Genomic DNA, 23,685 nt, shown 5'->3' on the forward strand with positions numbered 1-23,685 from the left:
TTCTATTTGTCCTCGACACCCCGAAATGCAAATACGAAAAAGCGCAGGGAAGTCGCCAAACGGTCAGCAGCGAACTGACTCCACGGGAGTTTCACCCCAACTGACGGTCTGCCAGAGCCGCCCTCATTGCCTGCGGCGGATTGGATACCGCTCGGACTGTGACTGGACGGGAGTACCATTATGCTCTTTGTGGGTTATGGCGAAACCGGGGGCTACCCGATATTTGGAGTCAGTATAGGCTCGCTCACCACCTTTCATCGCTATTTGCTTGTCGGCAGGTCTTGGCGTACTGCTCCGCACGCTTATGCTCATCACAATCACAAAGAGGAAGTATTTGGCGAATGACTATTCGGTTGTCAAGGAACAATCCTGTTTTTGCCACACAAAGGAAAACAGGGTGGAGGATTTCGTCCTCTCACCCTGTCGCCAATGGGAACCTATCAATTTCCCCTCACGTTAAAATATTTTTTGATTTTTTCTTTTAACCTGTCCATGCGTCTGTAAACCGCCTTTTCGGTAATCTTCAGATACCTGGCGATTTCATGGGTGCTATACCCCTGGATCTTCATCAGAACGATCTGCAGGGTAAGCCTGTCCACAGTGATCAGTACATGATACAATTCCTGATTTTCAATATGATCCAAAAAATCTTGTACTGTTTTCGGTTCTGCCTGATCGTTGGATGCTGCTACGGTATCCAGATATGTACCTGTTTCCTGCACACGCTCATAATAGCGTCTGTCTGAATTAAATGCCTGACGGTCATAGAGACGGATTGCTTCAATCATATCTTCAGAAACACCGCTGTCTCTTAAAATCTTTTCTTCTTTCTCTTTCCAGAGCTTCCATTTGCGCTCTGCTTTTCCATGGTTATATGCCATTTTCCTTACCTCCAATCTGATTTGTTTGAAATCTCAGATTGGAAAGGGCGGAGAACGGCAGCCGATACCGGAAGAAGGCTTATCCCTTTTCCCGACAAATATCGACAAACAAAAAACCGCAAAGGCTGTTAAACCTTTGCGGCAGTAAGAAAAATAAGAGCTATGTTGTAGAACTAAAACTTCTATATTAGGGGCGTGAGCGTGCCACCAACAGAAGAAGATTTTTTTGAGAGGCTATCCTCATTCCTATATGAAATTATGTAGGTAGTTGCTGCTTTGAATAAGCAGCGGGGCGTCTGAAGCAGACCAGCACATAAAAAATCCCTCCAAACCCAAAACGGGTTCAGAGGGAAGATGTGTAATAAGGCATGATGAAGCCGCCCACCGAAACACCGTTTTTTTTATTCGGTGGGCTTATCCTTTATCTCTTTTGACAGGGCAGAAATCTCGTTTTCCTGATTTCTAAAGGCAGCCTTTTTCAACCGTTCAAAGCTTTCATTACTGATTACATGTTCTATCCGGCAGGCATCGACTTCTGCGGTTTCAGGATCAACACCTGCTGCGATAAGCTGTTCCGTAAAGAAGCAATGGCGCTCATAAATCTTTTCGGCAACCTCCCGGCCCACATCGGTCAAATGGAGAAGGTGATCTTCATCCATTATGAGAAAGCCGCCGTCTTTCAGGGTGTTGACCGCCACACAAACACTCGGTTTTGACACTCCCATGTGCCGGGCAACATCTACGGAGCGCACCATACCCATTTTCTTATGGAGAACAAGGATGGTTTCCAGATAGTCCTCCCCGGACGGAGTTATTACGGGCTTCATAAACTCTTTGCTTTCCTTCGTCTGTTTTTTTTGCAATTCTTCCCATGCTTCACGAATAACCAATGAAAACATCCATGTGCGCCCCCCTTTCTTCTTGCTAGCAGATGATTTCCAAATACTCCCAGTGTTATGCTCCTGCATATACCAATTACACAGTCCATCCAAGGCTTTCCTGCTGAATATGATACAACTTTTCATACAGCCCTTTCTTTTTCATCAATTCTCCATGCGTTCCTTGCTCGACCAGTTTACCATCTTTCAAAACGATGATCTGGTCGGCATCCACCACAGTACGGAGCCGGTGAGCAATCATAATGACCGTCTTACCCTCCACCAGCTTTGCAATGGCCCGCTGGATTAAAACCTCGTTCTCCGGGTCAAGAGATGCTGTTGCTTCATCAAGAAGAATAATCGGGGCATCTTTCAGCAGAGCGCGGGCAATGGAGATTCGCTGACGTTCTCCTCCAGAAAGAGTGCTGCCGTTCTCCCCCAAGATAGTCTGATAACCATCCGGCAATCGCTGGATAAATTCGTTACAGTACGCTGCCTTTGCCGCCGCCATGACCTGCTCTTCGGTAGCGTTCATGTTGCCTACGCGGATGTTATTAAAAACAGTGTCGTTGAACAAGGTCACATCCTGAAATACAAAGGACATACAGCGCATCAGGTGTTCCGGTTCAATGGTGCGGACATCCATACCACCAATGGAAATCTGACCTTTTCTTACATCCCAAAAGCGGGCAATGAGTTTGGAAATTGTGCTTTTGCCGCTACCGGAAGGCCCTACTAGGGCTGTTACGCTGCCAGTTGGAATAGAAAAAGATACATCCTTGATAACATCGTCCCGGTTATATCCGAAAGTGACATTTTTCAATTCAATGTCATAGTTAGCCATATCCTTATCTTCGCCCTCCATAACAGGGGTGGTCAGCAGGGTACGCATACGGTTGGTAACAGTCCCCAAATGAAACAGAGAGGTTAACTGCGAAAGGATGGCAAGGATTGGGCCGTAAATCTGCGTGGAGAACATGAACAGCACCAGCAAAGGAAGCAGTTCAATTTGACCGCCAGTTATCAGTACCGTTCCAATAAAAATGGTGATACCAAGACCTGCTTGCAGAACCAGGCTGGCTCCCTGAACCAGAATACCAGAGGCCAGTTCCACCCTGATGGCGATTTTTCTCATGGCTTGGAGTGCTTTGTCCAGCGTGGAGAAACGGGAACCGCTAAGGCCGCAGGATTTAATAATTTTGATACCTTCCAGGTATTCCTGAATCTGGCTGGACGCCTCCAACTTCACATCCACCTGTTTATCAAACAGACGGAGTTGCAGCTTGCGTCTGCACCAGATGATAAGAAATGTGACCGGCATCGTACAGAAAATCGCAAGGGCCATTCTCCAGTCAAAAAATGCCAGACAAATGCAGGTCAGGGTGACAGAGATAATATTTGCGATCAGCGGCGGAATGGTACTGCTGAGCATGGATTCCATGCTGCTGCAATCCGCCATCATGTTTGTGGTAATATCAGATAAATCTTTTGTGTTAAAGAAGCTCATGGGGAGCTTGCGAAGATGTTCTGCGATCCGAAGTCTGGTCGTGCTGGCCTCTTTATAAGAAGCAATGTAGGTTTTTCTATAATCATTTTTTGCAGCCAGGAATACCAGAATAGCCGCAACCACTCCCAGTCCCAGCAGCTTCCACAGTGCGTCCCATGAAATTGCTTCTCCGGTGAACGGTTTCAGCAGTTCCCAAAAAAGTAGGCAGGCTACCATTGAAGGAAGTAGCAGTGCAATATTGGTTATTGTGCAGGCTGTAATTGCTTTTTTTAAGTCGGAGTAGCCTTTCTCCGATAGCATTAACTTTTCTTTCAGCTTACTCATAGATCACACCGCCTTTCCTTGTACTGATTTTCCAGTTGATCGACTCCGTATAGCTGCTCCACATCTGCGCGTATTTTCCACCCTTCTTCAGCAACTCGTCATGGGTGCCAGATTCAATCAGGTGTCCTTTTTCCATGACAAGGATCTGGTCAGCGTTGCGAATCGTAGACAGACGATGGGCAATCATTACAACCGTTTTATTCTGGATTAGCTTTTCAAAGGCTTTTTGAATCAGGTACTCATTTTCCGGGTCGCTGAATGCGGTTGCCTCGTCCAGTACGATGATAGGGGCATCCTTTACGATAGCCCTTGCAATGGCAATCCGTTGGCGTTCACCACCTGAGAGATGAACGCCGGTGCTTCCAATCACAGTCTGATAACCGTTTGGAAGTTGCTCGATAAATTCGTGGCATCTTGCCGCCTTTGCCGCCGCAATCACCTGTTCCTCCGTAGCATCTGGATTTCCCATGCGGATGTTATCCAGGATGCTCTGCTTAAAGAGGAATGTATCCTGAAATACAAAGCTGACCTTATCCATCAGCGCATCCAGCGGAATATCCCGAATGTCAACACCACCGATTTGAATACTTCCGTCCGTCACATCATAAAATCGGGAGATTAGGTTGGCTATGGTACTTTTACCGCCACCGGAAGGGCCGACAACGGCTGTTACCTTGCCATGAGGCGCAAGGAAAGAGACATGAGCCAGGGCCTTGACTTGGGAATCAGTTTCATAGGAAAAGCTGACATCCTGAAAAGCAATGTCATAGTTTTGTATAACAGCCTTTGTATTCTTTTCCGGCAGAACCGGGATACGCAAGATTTCATCCATGCGCTCTACATTGCCGTCAATCTGCGTAAAGGACTCCGAGATAAACATGATCTTATTCAGGATACCGGAAATCGCATGTACAATAATCAGGTAGAAAATGAATGTCAACGAATACTCTCTGAAATCCGTAGTATGCATCCCGATCAGAACACCTACCGGAATTAAAAACAGATAAATATTGTTGATGATTGTGGTAAATGCAGGCATACAGTTTTGCCAGCCCAATGCGTACTCCAGCACGAAAGAGGTATAGTCCTTAATAGATTTGCTCAACCGCTTAAAAGAATCTGCGGTCTGATTAAATGCTTTGATCTCCGGCATACCGCGCACATATTCCACAGAGGCGCTGTTCATGTTCTCCTGGGCGGTCTGAAAACGGTGCATTTTTTCCTTTGCTTCACCGTTGAATCCTGCAAACTGAACGATGAAGGCCAGAACAATACCAACCAGACAAACCACACCATACCGCCAGTCAATCCCAAGAAGAATAATGACCAGAACAAGCGGTGCGACCAAAGAGGCGACAAAATCCGGGAGCTGGTGAGCAATAAATTTCTCAACGCTTTCAATGTTTTCGTCCATGATTTTTCTCAGTTTGCCGCTGCCCAAGGTCAGATGATACCCAAGCGGAATATGCATAATGTGGTCGGCAAAGGCCACCTTCAATTCATAAAGCGTTCCAAACGCTGCAATGTGGGAACACAGTAAGGCAAAAAAGTAAAATACGATGTTCCCCAAAATACCAGCCAGGGCAAGCCAGCCCCAGGTTGAGATTGCAGAAACATTCAAGAGCGACATATCCGGGTAAACAAACAGGATTTCCCGAACGATGTAATAAATTGATAAATAAGGTGCAAAAGAACAAATTGCTGCCAGCGCAGCCAGAAACCCTGATAGAAACAAAAGCCATTTATGACCCGAAGCTAATTCCAGGCAACGCGCCAGTCCAGTCTTTGCCTTCGGCTGTTTCTCATTTTGCTGTGTCATTCCTAACCCTCCTTTTGGTCATACCCAATTTTTTTCAAAAGAAGCTCTGCTCCTCTGATTTGAAAATCATCAGTAATATATCCGTTTTCAAGGCGCATTGCCCGCTCGCAACAGGCAAGCGCACACTCTGCGTCATGGGTAATGACGATAATGGTGCGCCCCATCTTCGCCAGTTTGCGGATCATCCGGCTGACATTCCGCATATTCGTGCCGTCCAGCCCACTTGTAGGTTCGTCAAGTATGATAATAGGTGCTTCGTGTATCAGAGCTACGCCAAGAGCCAGCCTCTGCTTTTGCCCTCCTGACAGCGTAGAGGGATGCTGTTTGATGAACGGCGTCAGTTCCAGGGCTTCCAGAATTTCTTCTGCCGCTTGCTTCCGCTCCGGGCTGGCCTCTGAGCCAGTAGTCAGTTCGTCCAGCAAATCCTCACCGAATAGCTGGCTGTCTAAATCCTGGGGAATGTACCAGACCTTTCCCAAGCGGTCTTTGGGTCTGCAATGCTTTCCGAATAAAACGACTTCGCCGGATTTCTCTTTCAAAAGCCCTGCCAAGATTCGCCCTATGGTGCTTTTGCCCGTTCCGTTGGGGCCGATCAGGGCAATCACTTCTCCCTTACGGCATTGAAAGTCAATATCCTTAGCTACAATTGTTTCACCAAAAGAGTGGTTCAGTTTTTTCACTTTCAGGACAACCTCGCCGGTTGCCGCAGACGGGATTTCCGTCTGCTCAATCTGATGCAGGTCAGGAGTGCGAAGTCCCAATGCCTGGATTTCCTTATTAGTCAGAGCTTTCATTTGTTGTGCGGTAAATTCACGCACAATTTTTCCTTTCTGCACACACAGGAAGCGGTCTGCCAGATCCATCAGATAATAAAGCCGGTGTTCTGCTATGATAATGGTTTTTCCCTGCTGTTTCAAATCGCAGATAATGTCCGCAAAGCGATAAGTAGATGCAATATCCAGATTGGCAGACGGTTCATCCATTACATAGATTTCCGGGTCTATCGCCTCTGCCGATGCAATCGCAACCTTCTGGCGCATTCCATAGGACAGGCTGTGCAGGCTATGATCCAGAATGTTTTGAATCTTAATGTCCGCCGCCGCCCGGTGAACATGGTTCCGAATTTCCTCATGGGAATAACCGTAGTTTTCACAGCCGAAAGCAACCTCACCGGCAACCTCATTGGCAAAAAACTGGCTCCTGGGGTCTTGGAATACATTCCCTACGATTTTGCCGCGCTCCCAGGACGGAATTTCTTTCAGCGGTTTCCCGTCCACAAAAACATCCCCGCTTAATTCCCCCTCGTAAAAATAGGGGATCAGTCCGTTAATCACTCTTGTCAAAGAGCTTTTTCCACTTCCTGATGGGCCGGTCATAACAATGACTTCTCCGGCAGCAATGTCTAACGATATATGTTCCAGTTGATTTCCGTTCCCGCCATAGGAAAAGGTCAGGTCACGGATCATTATTTCTTTTCCCATTCCATTCCTCCTATAAAAGACAGCAGCACATAGTAGCTCCCACGCTGACAACAATCAAAAAGCAATCCAGCGCAGCAATCCGGCTGACATAGTAACTTTCTTTCTTGTAGGGGCTTTCAATTCCCCTGACTATGGCAGAAGCGGCTAACTCGTCCGCGATCTTTAAGGAGCGAAATACCATCGGGACAATGGCATATTCCAATGTGTCCATTGGGTGTTTCAAAACATTGCCAACCGATTTTAAGAAACCACGAATTTTCATGGCCTCCCTGACTTCTCCAAATTCATGTAGCACAGTAGGAGCAAACCGGAGCATGACAATCAATACAAGCATGATACGGGTAGGAATCGGCATTTTTCGCAGGCTGGCTGTCAGTTTCCCGGACGGGATTTTAGCCAGAAGATAAGCTGGCATAGCGGGAAGCAACAGCTTGTAAATCATGCTGAGTAGTAGCGGAGAGGGGATGCTGATCTGATATTTTGTCTCGATCATCAGCCATACAATCGCCACTAAATAGACCGCAAAGCATCCCAGAGCCTGTTTATATAAGCCGAACCAGCAGAGGATTAAAAAGATCAAAAAGCTAAAACAACCATGCCCTAAAAAACTTGTTGTAAGAAAGGTCACGATGCAGGCGCACAGCGTAAGGAAAAGAACTGTGCGCCCATCGATCTGGTCAATGCGTTTTTGCTTTTTTTCTCCGACCATCATCCTACAATACCTGCTTTTTGGAAATGCTTTCTGAGCAACCGCTGGCCGAACAATGTACCAAGAATTGCAAGAACCGCAGTAATGACAACACCCAGAAGCATCAGCGCCGGAGAAGTCACCATAGAGAGCTGCATATTCAAGGTATTTGCATCAAAACCGCTGCTTGCTGCCATTTCCTGATAGCTGTCCCAAGACCACCACAGCGGTACGGCACAGCCTACAAAATTTCCGATTGAGTTGACCATCCAGCCAATTCGGTTGCGAACTGCGCTTCGGTATGTATTCTTGCCAACCATGCATAACTCGGCAATGAGGGCTACAATCAAGAAATAGGGAACCAAGAACATATAACCCATAACACCTTGGATTAGTCCATAAACTGCAGCCCAAGCAAACAACAATCCGTGTTTGTTAATGCGATTTGCCGCAACCAAATAAAAAGTTGCTCCGACAAATGCATCAATTCCAGCGGAACCGTACAAATATACTACCGGGAAAGGCAATGTAACCATACCAATCACCATTGCAATCGCGAAATTGATGACCATCATTGCGGCAATCGTCATAACATCGCGAACACCTATTTTTTTCTTTACCGTTTGTTCCATTCCAGAACCCTCCTTAAATATAATAGCGTCGTGGTTAGCTAAAACTAACCACGACGCTATTATACAGTAGTTCGCATCCGCTAACTACTCCAAATGAAAAGACAGTCGCCCAAAACAGCCCAAAAGTTAATTTGATTTTTTTACTTTACGATAATCCTTTGGAAGCATTCCAAACACTTCTTGAAAAGCCCTCGCAAACTTACTAATATTTGAATATCCAAGTTCACCAGCTATTTGCGTGATAGATTGATCTGTTTCCTGCAAATAAACAGCTGCAAGATTCATTTTGTAATTTTTGATATGCGCATAGGGGGTGTCGCCATAAATCTGTTTGAAAATAGCCTGAAATGTGACTTTGCTCATTGGCTCTCTTTGTAAGAGTTCTTCTATAGGTATTTTTTTGTCGAGGTTTTCTATAAGCTGTTGCCGGATTCGCTTGATAATTTCAATTTGTTCCTTGGCATAATATGTTGCTTCATACTGATCTTCAATCCGCAGTTGTTTGATATGATAAAAGAGTTCCAATAATTTAATACGGAAGTAATCTCTCCCTTCAATACCTTTTGCGGCGTACAATTCATCGAAGATATGCAACAATCGCTGTGGTGTTCGACATAAAAACCAATTTTTTTCTAATTCCAATTCTCGCCCAAGATTTAGAACATCAATGTTGTAGTAAGAAAAAATTTGTTGCGTTTGCACATCGACAGAATCTTTATCGATCACACAGCTTAGCCCCACACTATATCCAAAGGGGAAGGAATACGCCGCAGGAATATTTGCAAGAGCATTAATGCAAAATTCTCCTTCTTTCATGTGGAACACTTTGTTATTTCTTAGCTCAAACTCAACACGTCCTTTTTGGTAATGCCGGATTTCAATGATATTCTTATTAGGAATAGGCTCATGGAAAATATCTGAACAATTAAAATCCATAAAAATCAAGTCAATACCAGGGAAAAGATCATAGTCATATAGGCTTCCTGTTCCATTGCATTTATACTCCACTTGAACATAATCATTATACTTATTTTTAATTACAGCATATTCCCCATACCATTCTGGTTTGTGGAGTTCACTCATGCTCATTTCCACCTCCCTATCAGTTGATATAAACTAATTATATAATAGTTTTTTTGGTAGTTTCATTACCAATTAGAAAAAATCACCCCGTGCTTAATTTTTATTTGAGTAATACATCCTCGCTCTAATTCATTGAAAAGCAAATCACTGTAGAGTTGATTGAGGTAACAATTATTATATGTCATAACAAGATTTCACCTCTTTTCTTTTCCGCGCAAAAGTATCTATAATTTCAACTGTATCATCTTCACCATCTTGAATTGATCAGAAACTGCCATACTGACCTTTGTGGATAGCTTTAAGTCGTTTTTAGGAATATAACGATAGTATGGTTCCTCCGCAATCACCTTCACATTACCCCCGATCTTTGCTGCCAGTTCTTCCGCTGAATCCACATAAAAGAACATCTGTGCATCGGCATGGCCGACCTGTTTCATATATTTTTTCTTCATCATGGTCATGCCTCTTTTGTTCACCGTATCAAAAACAACTTCCATATTTCCAAATTGCCCAATCATACGCAGAAGGGCAATGACCTTATGTTCCTCAAAATAATGAAATAACCCGCTTGCAGTAACGAGAATAGGAGCATCAAGTACATCATTGCGAACTTTTTTGATCCAGTCCTTCACAAAGGCATCCCCGGAAATATAAAATTCCCGCTTCGGTTCGGGAAGAAGATCTCGCCGGTATTCGATCACATGAGGCAGATCCACGGCATACCAGTGTGCCTTTCCGTTATCACATCGGTGATAGGTTGTTTCCAGACCACAGCCCAGCTGAACAATCACACCGTCCGGTCTGCGTTCCAGAAAAGACCGAATAATCCGATCCATATTGGCAGACCGGGAAGCAGAGGCCAAGAGGGTATACTGGTTCTGCATATTCTGTTCGATCAAGCCTGAAGGCAGCTTCTTTTTCAATTCCAATGCTTTTTTATCATATAAAATTTGCGGGCAATGCTCACTGGCATAGATTCTGCCCAGCATAGGGATAAACAAGGTATCCTCCAAAACGCCTAATTTTTGCATAACCAGTCCTCCTTTTTGCCTCTTTACGAAAGTTTCCAGTTCTGACTTTCTGTCTGCAGTTTTACCATATGGGCATATACACCATTCTTTTCTTCCAGATCCTTTGGTGATCCTTCTTCTGCCACGGTGCCATCAGAAAGGACAACGATCTTATCCGCTCCGGCTACGGTACGCATTCTGTGGGCGATAACCAGAACGGTTTTATCTGCGATCAGACGGGAAAGGGCTGTCTGTATCAGAGTTTCATTTTCCACATCCAGGGAAGCAGTCGCTTCATCCAAAAGAATGATCGGCGCATTTTTCAGAAATGCACGGGCAATAGAGATACGCTGACGCTCTCCGCCGGATAGTTCACAGCCATTTTCTCCGATATTGGTATGCCATCCATCCGGCAGTTTTTTGGCAAATTCATCCACATTGGCAAGTTTCGCAGCCGCAATGACCTGTTCATCTGTGGCGTCTTTGTTTCCGATTCGGATATTCTCCAGAATCGTATTGTCAAACAGTGTGACATCCTGGAATACGATGGAATACAGAGAAAGCAGTGTTTCCGGGTCTATTCGGGATACATCCATACCTCCCACGGTAATCTTTCCTCTGTTAATATCCCAGAATCTTGCAGCCAGCCGGGATACGGTTGTTTTCCCGCCGCCAGATGGGCCGACCAAAGCCGTAACCTCTCCCTGTTTTGCCGTAAAGGAAACATCTTTCAATACCGTTTCTCCGGTATTGTAGGCAAACCCAACATGGTCAAAGACAATATCATACCCCTGATTGGAAAGCCTGTCACTGCCTTGCTGGATTGGATGATCGAGAATCTCATTCATTCGGGCAATGTTGGTTCGTGTACTGATGACTGCCGCAAGATTCTGGAGCGCGCCCTGCAGAGGGTCATATAAACGGGATACTACCAGAAGGAACATAAAGAATGTAAGCACGGAGAGGCTTCCTTGCATGAGTAGAACAGCTCCCACCAGCGCAACCGTTGCAATACCAAGCTTCAGCACCAGTGACGCGGAAACCACAAAAGCAGCAAGACCAAATTCATTGAGGATGGAACGATGCTCCACAGCACGGATCTTCTTTTCCAGCCCTTTTAAATATGCCTGCTCCGCATTATTTGCTTTCAGGTCACGTACCGTTTCAATACACTCCTGTATTCCGTCTGCGCAGGCCATCTTTACATCCATGGCTTTCTGATTCAGATTTTCCTGAATCTTTGCGGAAAATCCCACAATCGCAAAGGCAACCGGCAGAACCCATAAGGCAGCCAGTGCCATTCTCCAGTCCGTAAAGAGCAGACCGACAGAAATCAGAACTGTAGAAATGATCGAACCCGCAAGCTCAGGGATAAAATGCGAAAAACTCTGCTCCAGGAAGGTGCAATCCGCCATAATGGTACTGGTAAGATCGGCTAAATCCTTTTTCCCGAAAAAGGAAAGGGGGATTTTGCGCAGATGCTCTGCCAGGGTAATGCGGCGGATACCGCTTTCTTTGTAAGTGGCAAAATAGGTCGCATTGTATTGAAAGAAAGTGGTCAGCAGAATCAAGCCGATACACACCACGCAGCCTGCCACATAAAATGGAATTTTCCCACCGGGAACACCCCCGTTCATCAGATCGCTAACCAGGTAATATAAAAGTCCCACCGGAAACATAAAAGACAGATTCTGAAGGACACAGGCCAGGCAGCCTTTGATCAGGTCTTTTGCTCCCTGTTCAGACAGGGCATATTTTTTCTGCAGTTTTTTGATCATATCACTGCACCTCCTTTGTTACCTTCCATTGCACGGAAGTCTGGTAATTTTTCCACATACGGCTGAAAATGCCGTCTTTTGCAAGCAATTCACGACTGTTCCCGCACTCGGCAACCTGTCCGTCCTGAATGACAAAAATCTGATCCACATTTGTTACGGTAGAAAGCCTGTGGGCAATCATAATCACTGTCTTTCCCTCGGAAAGTTTTGAGAAAGCAGCCTGTACACGGCTTTCGTTATCCGGGTCAGCAAAGGCAGTGGCTTCATCCAGAATAATAATCGGCGCATTTTTCAGCATCACACGGGCAATGGCAATTCGTTGCTGCTCTCCACCGGAAAGATAGACCCCCTTTGTACCGATGACCGTATCCACACCCTGTGGGAGTTTTTCCAGAATATCATCGCATTGCGCGTGATGAAGGGCAGTCAGAACTTCCTCACGGGTAGCTTCCGGTTTTCCCATACGCACATTTTCCAGAATGGACGCCTTGATGAGACGGCTGTTCTGAAATACGAAAGACACCGTATTCATGAGTTCCTCTTTTGGGATGTCTTTCACATTAACACCACCGATTTTTACCATTCCGCTCTGGGGATCAAAGAATCGGGAAATCAGGTTGGCAAGGGTTGTCTTACCACCGCCGGACGGGCCTACAAAAGCTACCGTCTGCCCTGCAGGAATGGTCAGTGAAATATCTTTTAATACTTCTTTTTCTCCATCATAGCTGAAATGAACCGATTTCAGTTCCACGGAAGCGTTTTGAGGATGCTTTGGATGTTTCGTTTCCTCCAGAGGCTTCAAATTCAAAACGCTGTCAATTCTCTGTAAAGCGTCGTCTACGATCATGGCGTTTTCACTTTGGAACATAATGCGTGTCAGTGTGACAGAAATAACCGGCGTAATAATGATATAGAAAATGAGATCCAGTAAGAAACCGGAAGTCACACCGTCTTGTGTAAGCAACAGTCCTCCGGCGATCAGTGTGGCAAAAACTCCGTTGATCGCAGCTGTATAGAACATCATCGGTGTCCGAAGCTGCTTGGTATAAGCAATCACCCATACTTTATACCGGTCAATGGAGTCTTTAAACTTCTTAAAGGAAAAGATCGTCTGGCCAAAGGTTTTTACCACCGGAATCCCACGGACATACTCTACCGCTTCGTTGGACATATCATCCAGCGCATTCTGGTATTCTTTCATCTTTTCCTGCATCTGCTTTCCGGTCATTGTCATCATGATCAGAAATCCCAGCACAACCGGAACAAGGCTCAACAGTCCCAGTCTCCAGTCAAATGCAAACAACAGCACCAAAAGACCACAGGGGGTTGCAATGGCATTGGCTCTGTCGGGAAGCTGATGAGCGAGATAGGTTTCAGTGGCTGCGCTGGATTCGTTGACGATCTTGCGCAGTTTTCCGCTGCCAAAACTTTCGGCAAAACCTAAGGGAAGTCTGACAATATGTTTCATGGTCTGGATACGCAGGTTTGTGGCGATACGAAATGCCCCTAAATGGGAACACATCAGCCCTGCTATGTAGACAAGCACCGCTATAACCGCAAACAATACTGCCATCCAGCCATTACCGGTCAGGTTCTGTGCCTGGCCAAAATTCGGTGCCACCTCCAATACTTCCTTGATCATTTTCCAGATGTAATAGAAGGGTACCAGAGCAATCAGGGCACTGATTGCAGAAAGCACCCAGGAAGCATAGGTCAGGTACTTATGGCTGCCTGCAATTTCCAGCAGGCGTGATAAATTGGATTGTTTTTTCAAAAAAAATTCCTCCTTTTCTTTGTGTTTATGATAAAGAGAACACGTCTATGTTCTTACAATATCCGAATTTAGGTTAGCTGTAGCTAACTGTCGAACAAAAATTATAAGGCATTACTGCCCCATAATTTTCATCCATCCTGCTGTATAAAAGGCGCGCATTTCTCTAACGTAGTTTTCGGCATCTTTTAGCGGCATTTCGTGGATGATCAATTCAAAAAAAGTATGAAACATTCCGGTGATCAGAATATGCTCCAGCGAAGGATCGATATGCGGAGAGGGCCGTCCAAGCTGCCTTAAGACATCCTGATAGGCATGCGTCCCATCTACCTCAATCTCCACCATTTCATCAATTAGCCCGGCAAATTTTGTCCCTTCCGAACAGCAGAGGATCAGTTTACATTCCTCTAAATGTTCGTACGCATAATAGAGAATATCGTACATGCAGATTCCCGAAATATCACTCATGACTTCCGGCTGCTGGGCAGCTGGTAGTTCGGCGAACTCCTGCTGTGCCTTTATAAAACGGTTACGAATATATTCATAATGTTCACCAACGATGGCTTCAAAAAGTTCTTCTTTGCTTTTGTAATATCCGTAAAAGGCTCCGGTAGTCATTCCCACGGATTTCACAATATTCCGCAGGGAAGCGTCTTTATATCCTTTTTCTAAAAATTCTGCTTTCGCTGCCCGATGGATATTTTCTAAAGTCGTTCCATTTCCGTTTATTTTGCACACCTCCTATATAACAGTGCTATATAACACTGTTATAATTTTAATCTCTAAAAAAGGTTTTGTCAAGAGCAACAAGAAATAGTTGCATAAAAATAGCAATCCAAACATCATTCTGCACTTTATTACTGATAAAATTTTTAAATACTGGTTTTGATAACAGTTTTATTTTTTCTAATAAATGATAAGCAGGGCGGAGTTTGTTCTCACACCCTGCTTTGTGATTATAATGAATTATTCAAAGATCTTCTTCACTTTTTCTTTCAGCCTGTCCATACGTCTGTAAACCGCCTTTTCGGTAATCTTTAGATGCCTGGCGATTTCATGGGTGCTATACCCCTGGATCTTCATCAGAACGATCTGCAGGGTAAGCCTGTCCACTGTGATCAGTATATGATACAATTCCTGATTCTCAATATAATCTAAGAAGTCCTGTACTGTTTTCGGTTCCGGCTGATCTGTGGATGCTGCTACGGTATCCAGATATGTACCTGTTTCCTGCACACGCTCATAATAGCGTCTATCTGAATTAAATGCCTGACGGTCATAGAAACGGATTGCTTCAATTATATCTTCAGAAACACCGCTGTCTCTTAAAATCTTTTCTTCTTTCTCTTTCCAGAGCTTCCATTTGCGCTCTGCTTTTCCATGGTTATATGCCATTTTCTTACCTCCAATCTGATTTGTTTGAACACTCAGATTGGAAAGGGCGGAGAACGACAGCCGATACCGGAAGAAGGCTTGTCCTTTTTCCCGACAAATATCGACAAACAAAAAACCGCAAAGGCTGTTAAACCTTTGCGGCAGTGAGAAAAATGAGAACTACGTTGTAGAGCTAAAACTTCTACATTAGGGGCGTGAGAGTGCCACCAACAGCAGAAGATTTTTTTGAGAGGCTATCCTCATTCCTGTATGAAATTATGTAGGTAGTTGCTGCTTTGGATAAGCAGCGGGGCGGCTGAAGCAGACCAGCACATAAAAAATCCCTCCAAACCCAAAACGGGTTCAGAGGGAAGATGTGTAATCAGGCATGATGAATCCGCCCACCGAAACACCGTTTTTTTTATTCGGTGGGCTTATCCTTTATCTCTTTTGACAGGGCAGAAATCTCGTTTTCCTGATTTCTAAAGGCGGCCTCTTTCAAACGTTCAAAACTTTCATTACTGATCACATGTTCTATCCGGCAGGCATCAACTTCTGCAGTTTCAGGATCAACACCTGCCGCGATAAGCTGTTCCGTAAAAAAGCAATGACGTTCATAAATCTTTTCAGCAACCTTGCGGCCTACATCGGTCAAATGGAGAAAGTGATCTTCATCCATTGTGAGCAAAGCCGCCGTCTTTCAGAGTGTTGACCGCCACACAAACACTCGGTTTTGACACTCCCATGTGCCGGGCAACATCTACGGAGCGCACCATGCCAAGTTTCTTATGGAGAACAAGGATGGTTTCCAGATAGTCCTCCCCGGACGCATGAAGTTTCATCGCTACCTCCTTTACTGCACCAGTTTCCAGCCGATGGCCTCCTGTCTGGCCGTCACAAAGTCGGCATACAAGCCCTTCTGCTGGATCAGCTCCGCATGAGTGCCGCTCTGGACAATGTGAGCATTGTTTAACACGAGGATTTGATCAGCGCTGCGAACGGTTTTCAGGCGATGGGCAATCATAATAATGGTCTTGTCATGAGTCAGTGCCTCGATAGCCCGCTGCAATTCGTCCTCATTCTCCGGGTCAACGCTGCTAGTTGCCTCGTCCAAAATAATGATAGGCGCATTTTTCAGCATGGCGCGGGCGATGGAGATGCGCTGCTTTTCACCACCAGACAAAGTGCCGCCGCCCTCGCCGATCACAGTATCATAACCCTCCGGCAGAGCAGAAATAAAGTCATGGCAGCAAGCCTTTTTTGCCGCTTCAACCACCTGCTCATGGGTGGCGTCCGGGCAGCCAAACTTGATATTATTTTCAATCGTATCTGCAAACAGGTACACGCTCTGGAACACCATCGAGATATTCTTCATCAGACCGTCCAGTTTGAAATCCCGTACATCTGTGCCGCCTATGGTAATCTTTCCGGCGTTCACATCCCAAAAACGGGCAATCAAGTTGCACATCGTTGTCTTACCTGCCCCGGAAGGGCCAATAATAGCCGTAGTCGTTTTTTCGGGAATGGTAAAGCTGACCTGATCCAGTATCTTGCGGTCTGCATACGAAAAATCCACCTTGTCAAACACGATCTCGCTGGACTTCGGCGTAATGTCCGTGCCCTTCTCGTCCATCACCGGCGTATCGTCAATGGAATTTGCCGTATCCATTGAGGCCGCCAGCATTTGGAGCAGAGAAGCCATGTTCCCGGCATTCTCCAAGTCGTTGAACACCATGAAAGAAGCAATCACCAAAATCAGACCGTAGGCCAACGGCAGGGAGCCGTCCAACCAGAACCAGACCGAGGACAAAAGCAGCAAGACGCTGAACACTCGGACAACGGCCTGTTTGATAGCGTCATAGGGGACACTGGCTTTTGTTAATTTCAGATTGTCCCGGCAGCTTGCATGGATTGCACTGCCGATAGACTGCGTGCTATCCTGTTCCAGCCCAAATGCTTTGACAATCCCCATTCCTTGAATGTACTCCAACACGGACTCCACAAGGGACTCCTGTGTGTGCTGGCGTACCCCGCTGAGCGTGACAGATTTGCGAAGTGCCAGTTCCGCCGCCGCAAGGTAAATCAGGACACCGGCAGCGGCCATAAGACCAATCCGCCAGTCGAATATCAGTAGGACGATGACAAGAGCCACTGAGTTGAAAAATCCGCCCAGCACTGACACCAGGACACGGGCTGCCGAGTTCTCTACATCGCCCAAAGTTGTTGTAACAATAGCGGTAATATTCCCGATGCTATTCTTGTTGAAGTAGCCCATCGGGATATAGCGCAGCCGATCCCCGATGTGGATACGCTTTTCCACCACCATGCAATAGCCGGTTTCCGTTTGCTCCATCGTGGAGAAATAGAGCGTGATGATATGCCCAATGAGGGAAACAGCCATAATCCCCAGCGAAATCCAGATAAACTTTCCGTCCCGGTTGTCAGATACCAGCGCGCCAATTACCACAAAGAGGGCAGCAAACTGCATGGCTGAAAACAGCCCGGACAGGAACGCAAACAACAGAGACTTTTTCAGTAGCCCCTTTTTGCTACCTGCAAAAGCAAAAATTTTTTTCAATGTTCCGTACATCTGACAACACCCCCTTACATCTGATCTTTCGCACCAATATGCGCCTGCCACATATCCCGGTAGAGGGGGCAGGTTTCCAGCAGTTTCTTATGCGTACCCTGTGCGTGGACGGTTCCATCCTTCACCACAACGATGTTGTCCGCTCCAACAATGGTAGACAGCCGGTGTGCAATCACAATCAGGGTCTTGCCGACAGTCAAAGCGGAAATGGCTTTCTGTACCAGTGCCTCATTTTCGGGGTCGATGTAGGCAGTTGCCTCGTCCAAAATGACAACCGGTGCATTTTTCAGCATGGCACGGGCGATGGCAATACGCTGGCGCTCCCCGCCGGAAAGGTGGGAACCGGCGCTGCCGACAACCGTATCATAGCCATTGTCCAGCCTGCGGATAAAGGCGTCGCAACCACTTTGTTCGGCGGCCTGTTCCACCTCCGCGTCTGTGGCGCTGGGTCTTCCCATGCGGATATTCTCACGTTTATGCTGTTTGAATCACGAGTCATATTGTTTTCCAAAAAATAATGCAAATAGGAAATCTGAAATTATATCTCTATATATAAGATATAAAATCTCTTATTACAGGAAATTTCACATCGTTTCATAAGAACTATGACCTCTGTACAATAGAAAAGTAACATTATATTGCTACAAGGTGGTGAGCTTATGGACGAAAGAAACAACGATTTTGACTTTGATTTTATGCCCATTGGACAGGCAATCAAAAAAGCCCGTGAAGCCAGAGGAATGACCAGGGAGCAACTTGCCGGGATTATTGGATATGCTCCACGACACATTCAGTCCATTGAGAACGAGGGACAACACCCAAGTATTGAGCTGTTTATTCAGCTGATTACCATGTTCGATGTGTCTGTTGATGAATACGTATTTCCTAAAAAAGAAGTGAAGAAAAGTTCCGTCCGCAGACGTTTAGACGCACAGCTCGACAAACTCAACGATAGAGAACTGTCCGTCATAGAAGCAACTGTGAACGGGTTATGTATGGCAAAAGAGCCAGAGGAATAAAAAATCCTCTGGTTTTCTTTTGCTGATTTTTAGTAGGCTGGAACACCATATCCATAGATGGAGCTGCTTCCAACCGTATATTGTCTTTGTTTTACCGCATCGCCGGAATTTCCTTCTACGGTGTAGACAACTCCGTTTTCGCATTTCTCTACAATACCTACATGGTCGGTTGAACCATCGCCTTCCCAATCGAAGAAAATAATGTCCCCCGCAGTAGGCTCATAGTTTCTGTCCTGCCATTGGTTCCGTTCTTTGAACCAGTTTGCACCGCTGACGCATCCTGCAAACTTCGGGATAAAGCCACCTTCGATATAACCGCACTGCTCTGCACACCATGAAACAAAGCAGGCACACCATTCTTCCCGGCTGCTGAAACCATACCATGACCAGTAGGGCTGTCCGCCCTCATTGCCAAGCTGCGTCAGGGCAACTTCCACGATTGCCTGATTACCGCCACTGGTAAATGCCCGCCCGAAAGGATAATAGCGCAGTACATGAGAAACATACTGGGTATCACCATAGCTGTCCCATCCCAATCGCTCTGCCTGCATTGTGGAAAACTCAACCGCATTGGCATAAGTGTAGCCGCCGTAATTGGTCTGCGCCCATGTGATATAGCCATTTCCGAAGTTATATCCCTGCAGGGCCAGTTTGATCCGATCCATGTCCACGGGATTTTCCACTTGTGCGGCATTCAGACAAGCAGCTAAATTCTGGATACCGACATTGATGGAATATTCCGGGTCTGTAATGCCATTCGGTGTATTTGGGTACTGTGTGTTATACCCACATTCCGATGCCTGCATGGGATCGTTTCCCTGTCCTCCAGACTCCTGCATCATGACCGCCTTGATAAGCTCCACATATTCAGGAATCCCATGCTGCTTTGCATATTTCTGGATCAGCGGTTCATAAGCTTCTACCTCGGCACTGACCGGAGTATAAGAAGTGCTTTCACTGCCGCCGCCAAACAGGGAGATCGCACAACCAAGCAATACCACGATCAAAATAATCACTATTGCGATCCAGCCGCCTGCAACAATCGCTGCTATCAATGCTTTTGTTCCTGCAATGATCGCTTTGACAGCCGCTATGGTGGCTTTGACGGTTGTTTTAGCCGCCGCTGCAGATGCCTTTGCGGATGCTCTTGCCGCCTGCGCTGCTTTCTGTGCGGTTTTGGCAGAAGCCTTTGCCGCTGCCTGTGCGGTTTTGGTAGCCTGCTGTGTGGTCTTAATGGCCGCTTTGGAAGTCACCTGTGCTGTTTTTACGCTTCTTTCGGTTGTTTTTACAGAGCCTTTTGCCACTGTCTTAACAGTTTTTCCTGCGCTTCTGGCAGACTGCTTAATCGTTCTTTTGGTATCTGTTGCTGTTTTTATGGTCTGGACAGAAGCATCCGAAACAGGAGAACGGCCTGCAGTTCCACGATGGATCTGCAAGCCGTTCTGTCCAGACACATTCCTTGCTGACCTCTGCTCAGCAGCTTTGACAGCCCGCTTCTGCTTAAAATCAGCCATTTTGTCCTTTGCCTTAACGACAGTTTCTTTGGTGGTCTTAACGCCTTTTTGCCCTTGCTTATTGAACTGGTGGATACCTTCATCCTTTACCCGGTCAGAAGCATAGGAGATCTTATCCGCAGCATATTCCGTAGCAGAGCCTTCATTGGCGTAATATCCTTCTTCCGCTTTCTCCTTTGTCTTTGCATAGGCAGCTTTCATACGCTCTGAAGCAACGGCGGCTTTATCTATGGTCTTAATCGTGCCTTTGACTGCATCTCTGGTTTTAATATCTGCCATAGAAGCCCTCCTCGTATAATAAGTTTGTAAGCAAGAAAAACCGCTTACAGACTTATTCTTTTTTGGGTATAAATGGTAAGGATATCTAAGAGGTACTCCCCTCATCCCGATTCCCATCTATACAGTTGATAGTTACATTTCAATATAGGTAGATCCTGTGGTATGATATCAGGTAGAGTCTGATGTCCGAAGGCACTGCTTCTCCTCCTTTCAGCCGGCTTCGTCCGAGACTGCTTTGAAAGCATTCAGCCTGGCACATACGGCACATTCCGCTGACACAGAATTTTCATCCCCAGCCGTTAGCCCCAGCAAAAAAGGCTGACTGGGTGCATGCTCATTGCGCGAGGGTTCGGTCACCGTATGCGGCACAGGATAAACCTTTTGCTTCAGGCTTCACAAATCCACATCGGAATGGAGGTGATATCATGTTAAAGCTCAACTATATGTCCACCTTGTTTGTAGGTATTGATGTAAGCTCAAAGACCAATGCCGTCTATGCCATGGACTTTGAGGAAAACAAATACATCTCATCGTCGTTTGGCAATAACCAGCCAGGCGCCGATCAGCTTGTAAATATGATTGCCGAATGCATGCAGAAGCATAAAAACCTGGATACGGTTCTTATCGTGCTGGAATTTACTTATGTATACAGCGTGCATATTTCAAACTTCCTATCGACCAGTGAGGTTCTCATGCCCTACAAGCCTTACGTCTTCTGTGTAAACCCAAAGGCCACTTCGAATTACCGAAAGTCCTATATCGGAATGGAAAAGACCGATCCCACAGATGCATATCTCATCGCAGACTTTGGCAGGGTAGGCCGTACGAAAAAACTGGAGCCATGGCGCGGCGGGCAGTTCATAGCCCTTAAACGCCTTACAAGGCACCGTATGCACCTTTCTGAGTGCATCACCAGGGAGAAGACTTATATGGTTTCTAATCTTTATCTGAAGTTCAGTGAACTTCAGCTCCTTGAAGGTGATGACAAGCCTTTTGGCAGTCTCTATGGGGCCACGTCCTCAGCTGTCCTGACGGAATTTTTGTCTCCACAGGAGATTATCGATATGCCAGAAGAGGAGCTGCTTACCTTCCTTGCGGGGAAGAGCAGGAACCGCATCTCTGACCTATCAAAAACTTCGGAACTCCTGCGCAAGGCAGCCAGGGATTCCTACCGGTTAGACAAGTGCATGTATGAACCACTGAGCATATCACTGGCAAGCTCGTTTAACTGCATCCACGCCTATCAGAAAGAAATCAAGCTGATCGAGCAGGCGATTGAGAAATGCATCAACGGAATGAACCCTAACGCCCTGCTCATCCTTCAATCCATACCTGGAATAGGTCCGATATGGGCATCCGGAATTCTATCAGAAATAGGCGATATAACCGTGTTCCATTCATCCGATGCCCTTGCCAAATATGCCGGCCTTTACTGGCCTAAGGGTGATTCCGGAGATTTCACTTCTGAGGACAACAAAATGTCGAAAGCCGGAAATCCCTATCTTCGCTGCTATCTTGGCGAAGCGGCAAACAGCGTCAGGAAGCACATCCCTGAATATGCTGATTTCTATGCCAGAAAATATGCTGAGGTAACCAAACATCAGCACAAAAGAGCACTCGCGCTTACATCTCGTAAATTAGTACGACTCGTTTTTGGATTGCTGGTCAAAAACCAACTGTACACCGGCGAAAAGCTGGACACCGAATATAATATTGAGTCGAACTGACATTCGGTTATACGTAAAATATACCGAAGGTCTGTTAAAGTTACCCTTTTTTCTGAAAAACATATCAAAATCTTCTTCAAAAAGTTCTTGACATATCACCAGAATGCTTTCTTAGAAGCTGTACTTTCCTCATGCAGTCTTTTTTGCTACCACGACAAGCCTTCCATTTGTAGCCGAATACTCACAGGTAGAAAGGGTAATCAGCCTGTCACCATAGTCAGCAGTGACACCCGTATCATACAGGGCAAGCTCTTTACACGTTTCGATATAGGCATTAAATTCTTCCTCATTCTCCGCATTCACAAAATCATAATAGCGATAACCGCTGGAGCTGTAAGCGACCGTCTTAAATACAGCAACGATCTCATACTCTGCCTGCTCTGTCAGGGTATCAAACTGAATGGTTTTGTGTTCCTCATAAAAGCTCTTGGATTTATAATCCTCCAAAGCTCCAAACATGCGGTTTCCACTGATGTGATGCCCGTAAATGATGAGATTATCACTGGTAAGCAGATCACAGTTTTCCTGAATATACGGAGTACCTAAATCACTGTACTGCTTTTCAAAGTTGTGTTTGAGATAGTAATTCGGTTCATCCTTCGTCTGCATAACAGGGTAGTTAATAGACGTGCCGGAAATGGAAATCCAGCCTACCATATCTTCATTCTGCAAATACAGCTCCTTGTACTTGGACAGGACATCTTGGCCTTCGCTGACGGGGACATCATCAGGAACAGGTTCTTCATCGGGAGCCTGTGCCACCACTTCCGCAATCTCGTCAAATACTTCCGTCTGTTCGTCCAGCTGTTCATAGTGATCATAGATGTGATAAATAGAAAAAGCCGCCGTACCTAAAAGGCACACGGCGGCAACCAGGCAGATTATAGATTGATACTTTTTCATGGGCTTCTCCTTTCTTATCGTAACCGTTCATTTTGTTTTCTGGGTGCAGGAAGATCCCTGCAATATTCGGGATACCTGACCTTGATGCCCTCCATGAAGTAGGGGGCAAATTCACAGCAGAACAGATCTTCCGGTGTAAAAGACTGGGGGCTGTCCATATCGGTGTAACCGTTCCAGAGGTTAAAGGCAAGGCGGCAGACCCTAACAGTTCCGCTGGTCTGCCATCCGCCATGCATCCCATCCGGGTTAATACAGTCATTTTTAAAGTCAAACATCTGGTTGATATTTGCCCTGGTTTCTGAAGCAATCCCCATGACATAGAAAAATGCCCGGTGATAGCAGTCGTTGACTCTGCACTTGTTCATGTTTTCAAGGAAAAAATCTCTGTGGGCTGTTCCGTTAAAGCGTATCTCTGACATAACTTCTC

The 23,685-nt window shown here is 45.9% G+C and carries 19 protein-coding genes and 2 pseudogenes; 2 read left to right on the forward strand and 19 right to left on the reverse strand.

Going from position 1 to position 23,685, the window contains the following annotated elements; all coding sequences use genetic code 11:
- Nucleotides 1-440: 440 nt before the first annotated feature.
- From ARB69_RS04570 to ARB69_RS04645, 16 genes and pseudogenes are all read right to left on the reverse strand, one after another.
- The gene (locus ARB69_RS04570) at nucleotides 441-881 is read right to left on the reverse strand and encodes an ECF-type sigma factor (protein WP_003433242.1); all 441 of its coding nucleotides are present in this window, start codon (nucleotides 879-881) and stop codon (nucleotides 441-443) included.
- 401 nt (nucleotides 882-1,282) lie between these two features.
- Nucleotides 1,283-1,708 carry a metal-dependent transcriptional regulator gene (locus tag ARB69_RS04575; RefSeq protein ID WP_044986668.1) on the reverse strand — a complete coding sequence of 142 codons (426 nt, stop codon included), beginning with the start codon at nucleotides 1,706-1,708 and terminating at the stop codon, nucleotides 1,283-1,285.
- A gap of 148 nt (nucleotides 1,709-1,856) precedes the next feature.
- Entirely contained in the window at nucleotides 1,857-3,590 is a 1,734-nt protein-coding gene (locus ARB69_RS04580) for an ABC transporter ATP-binding protein (RefSeq protein WP_055151422.1), read from the reverse strand.
- Entirely contained in the window at nucleotides 3,583-5,409 is a 1,827-nt protein-coding gene (locus ARB69_RS04585; protein ID WP_055151425.1) for an ABC transporter ATP-binding protein, read from the reverse strand. Before ARB69_RS04585 ends, ARB69_RS04580 begins: the two co-directional genes overlap by 8 nt.
- Nucleotides 5,410-5,411: 2 nt before the next feature.
- On the reverse strand, nucleotides 5,412-6,890 hold the full coding sequence (locus tag ARB69_RS04590) for an ABC transporter ATP-binding protein (protein ID WP_004611452.1): 1,479 nt from the start codon (nucleotides 6,888-6,890) through the stop codon (nucleotides 5,412-5,414).
- A gap of 10 nt (nucleotides 6,891-6,900) precedes the next feature.
- Entirely contained in the window at nucleotides 6,901-7,602 is a 702-nt protein-coding gene (locus ARB69_RS04595; RefSeq protein WP_004611453.1) for an energy-coupling factor transporter transmembrane component T family protein, read from the reverse strand.
- Nucleotides 7,599-8,210 carry an MptD family putative ECF transporter S component gene (locus tag ARB69_RS04600; protein WP_055151428.1) on the reverse strand — a complete coding sequence of 204 codons (612 nt, stop codon included), beginning with the start codon at nucleotides 8,208-8,210 and terminating at the stop codon, nucleotides 7,599-7,601. The genes ARB69_RS04595 and ARB69_RS04600 overlap by 4 nt, the downstream gene beginning before the upstream one ends.
- A gap of 126 nt (nucleotides 8,211-8,336) precedes the next feature.
- Nucleotides 8,337-9,293, reverse strand: a complete 957-nt coding sequence (locus ARB69_RS04605) for a helix-turn-helix domain-containing protein (RefSeq protein WP_055151493.1) — start codon at nucleotides 9,291-9,293, stop codon at nucleotides 8,337-8,339.
- Nucleotides 9,294-9,517: 224 nt separating this feature from the next.
- Complete coding sequence (locus ARB69_RS04610; protein ID WP_044986622.1) at nucleotides 9,518-10,324, reverse strand: class I SAM-dependent methyltransferase; 807 nt, start codon at nucleotides 10,322-10,324, stop codon at nucleotides 9,518-9,520.
- A 23-nt stretch (nucleotides 10,325-10,347) separates the two neighbouring features.
- Nucleotides 10,348-12,081 (reverse strand): ABC transporter ATP-binding protein, encoded by a 1,734-nt coding sequence (locus ARB69_RS04615; RefSeq protein ID WP_055151431.1) that lies wholly within the window; start codon nucleotides 12,079-12,081, stop codon nucleotides 10,348-10,350.
- A gap of 1 nt (nucleotide 12,082) precedes the next feature.
- Complete coding sequence (locus ARB69_RS04620) at nucleotides 12,083-13,855, reverse strand: ABC transporter ATP-binding protein (RefSeq protein ID WP_055151434.1); 1,773 nt, start codon at nucleotides 13,853-13,855, stop codon at nucleotides 12,083-12,085.
- Between the two features lie 111 nt (nucleotides 13,856-13,966).
- Nucleotides 13,967-14,590, reverse strand: coding sequence for a TetR/AcrR family transcriptional regulator (locus ARB69_RS04625; RefSeq protein WP_055151437.1), 624 nt, complete (start codon nucleotides 14,588-14,590; stop codon nucleotides 13,967-13,969).
- A gap of 228 nt (nucleotides 14,591-14,818) precedes the next feature.
- Complete coding sequence (locus ARB69_RS04630) at nucleotides 14,819-15,247, reverse strand: ECF-type sigma factor (RefSeq protein WP_055151440.1); 429 nt, start codon at nucleotides 15,245-15,247, stop codon at nucleotides 14,819-14,821.
- Nucleotides 15,248-15,647: 400 nt separating this feature from the next.
- Nucleotides 15,648-16,068: pseudogene (locus ARB69_RS26605) on the reverse strand (metal-dependent transcriptional regulator).
- A gap of 11 nt (nucleotides 16,069-16,079) precedes the next feature.
- Nucleotides 16,080-17,816, reverse strand: a complete 1,737-nt coding sequence (locus ARB69_RS04640; RefSeq protein ID WP_003433237.1) for an ABC transporter ATP-binding protein — start codon at nucleotides 17,814-17,816, stop codon at nucleotides 16,080-16,082.
- Between the two features lie 14 nt (nucleotides 17,817-17,830).
- Nucleotides 17,831-18,304 (reverse strand): annotated as a pseudogene (locus ARB69_RS04645) (ATP-binding cassette domain-containing protein); the annotation flags it as partial.
- Between the two features lie 171 nt (nucleotides 18,305-18,475).
- On the opposite strand from ARB69_RS04645, the gene ARB69_RS04650 reads away from it, so the two are divergent.
- Nucleotides 18,476-18,835, forward strand: a complete 360-nt coding sequence (locus tag ARB69_RS04650) for a helix-turn-helix transcriptional regulator (protein ID WP_032512174.1) — start codon at nucleotides 18,476-18,478, stop codon at nucleotides 18,833-18,835.
- A gap of 29 nt (nucleotides 18,836-18,864) precedes the next feature.
- On the opposite strand, the gene ARB69_RS04655 is transcribed toward ARB69_RS04650, so the two are convergent.
- Nucleotides 18,865-20,628, reverse strand: coding sequence for a lysozyme family protein (locus ARB69_RS04655; RefSeq protein WP_003433233.1), 1,764 nt, complete (start codon nucleotides 20,626-20,628; stop codon nucleotides 18,865-18,867).
- A gap of 425 nt (nucleotides 20,629-21,053) precedes the next feature.
- Here ARB69_RS04655 and ARB69_RS04660 point away from each other — a divergent pair, with 425 nt between their 5' ends.
- Nucleotides 21,054-22,355 carry an IS110 family transposase gene (locus ARB69_RS04660; RefSeq protein WP_055151443.1) on the forward strand — a complete coding sequence of 434 codons (1,302 nt, stop codon included), beginning with the start codon at nucleotides 21,054-21,056 and terminating at the stop codon, nucleotides 22,353-22,355.
- A gap of 129 nt (nucleotides 22,356-22,484) precedes the next feature.
- On the opposite strand, the gene srtB is transcribed toward ARB69_RS04660, so the two are convergent.
- Both srtB and ARB69_RS04670 read right to left on the reverse strand, forming a co-directional pair.
- On the reverse strand, nucleotides 22,485-23,258 hold the full coding sequence (srtB, locus tag ARB69_RS04665) for a class B sortase (protein WP_003433232.1): 774 nt from the start codon (nucleotides 23,256-23,258) through the stop codon (nucleotides 22,485-22,487).
- 14 nt (nucleotides 23,259-23,272) lie between these two features.
- Complete coding sequence (locus ARB69_RS04670) at nucleotides 23,273-23,677, reverse strand: DUF6075 family protein (protein ID WP_003433231.1); 405 nt, start codon at nucleotides 23,675-23,677, stop codon at nucleotides 23,273-23,275.
- Between the last annotated feature and the right edge of the window lie 8 nt (nucleotides 23,678-23,685).

The sequence above is a fragment of the Faecalicatena contorta genome (assembly GCF_001404335.1).
GTDB classification, from domain to species: domain Bacteria; phylum Bacillota; class Clostridia; order Lachnospirales; family Lachnospiraceae; genus Faecalicatena; species Faecalicatena contortus_B.

Bases quoted from the DNA above. Each gene is read 5' to 3' on its own strand.
- ARB69_RS04595 (WP_004611453.1), bottom strand. From the start codon at position 7,602: ATGATGGTCGGAGAAAAAAAGCAAAAACGCATTGACCAGATCGATGGG.
- ARB69_RS04585 (WP_055151425.1), bottom strand. From the start codon at position 5,409: ATGACACAGCAAAATGAGAAACAGCCGAAGGCAAAGACTGGACTGGCG.
- ARB69_RS04670 (WP_003433231.1), bottom strand. From the start codon at position 23,677: ATGTCAGAGATACGCTTTAACGGAACAGCCCACAGAGATTTTTTCCTT.
- ARB69_RS04655 (WP_003433233.1), bottom strand. From the start codon at position 20,628: ATGGCAGATATTAAAACCAGAGATGCAGTCAAAGGCACGATTAAGACC.
- ARB69_RS04570 (WP_003433242.1), bottom strand. From the start codon at position 881: ATGGCATATAACCATGGAAAAGCAGAGCGCAAATGGAAGCTCTGGAAA.
- ARB69_RS04615 (WP_055151431.1), bottom strand. From the start codon at position 12,081: ATGATCAAAAAACTGCAGAAAAAATATGCCCTGTCTGAACAGGGAGCA.
- ARB69_RS04590 (WP_004611452.1), bottom strand. From the start codon at position 6,890: ATGGGAAAAGAAATAATGATCCGTGACCTGACCTTTTCCTATGGCGGG.
- ARB69_RS04610 (WP_044986622.1), bottom strand. From the start codon at position 10,324: ATGCAAAAATTAGGCGTTTTGGAGGATACCTTGTTTATCCCTATGCTG.
- ARB69_RS04605 (WP_055151493.1), bottom strand. From the start codon at position 9,293: ATGAGTGAACTCCACAAACCAGAATGGTATGGGGAATATGCTGTAATT.
- ARB69_RS04660 (WP_055151443.1), top strand. From the start codon at position 21,054: ATGTTAAAGCTCAACTATATGTCCACCTTGTTTGTAGGTATTGATGTA.
- ARB69_RS04650 (WP_032512174.1), top strand. From the start codon at position 18,476: ATGGACGAAAGAAACAACGATTTTGACTTTGATTTTATGCCCATTGGA.
- ARB69_RS04640 (WP_003433237.1), bottom strand. From the start codon at position 17,816: ATGTACGGAACATTGAAAAAAATTTTTGCTTTTGCAGGTAGCAAAAAG.
- ARB69_RS04580 (WP_055151422.1), bottom strand. From the start codon at position 3,590: ATGAGTAAGCTGAAAGAAAAGTTAATGCTATCGGAGAAAGGCTACTCC.
- srtB (WP_003433232.1), bottom strand. From the start codon at position 23,258: ATGAAAAAGTATCAATCTATAATCTGCCTGGTTGCCGCCGTGTGCCTT.
- ARB69_RS04600 (WP_055151428.1), bottom strand. From the start codon at position 8,210: ATGGAACAAACGGTAAAGAAAAAAATAGGTGTTCGCGATGTTATGACG.
- ARB69_RS04575 (WP_044986668.1), bottom strand. From the start codon at position 1,708: ATGAAGCCCGTAATAACTCCGTCCGGGGAGGACTATCTGGAAACCATC.
- ARB69_RS04630 (WP_055151440.1), bottom strand. From the start codon at position 15,247: ATGGCATATAACCATGGAAAAGCAGAGCGCAAATGGAAGCTCTGGAAA.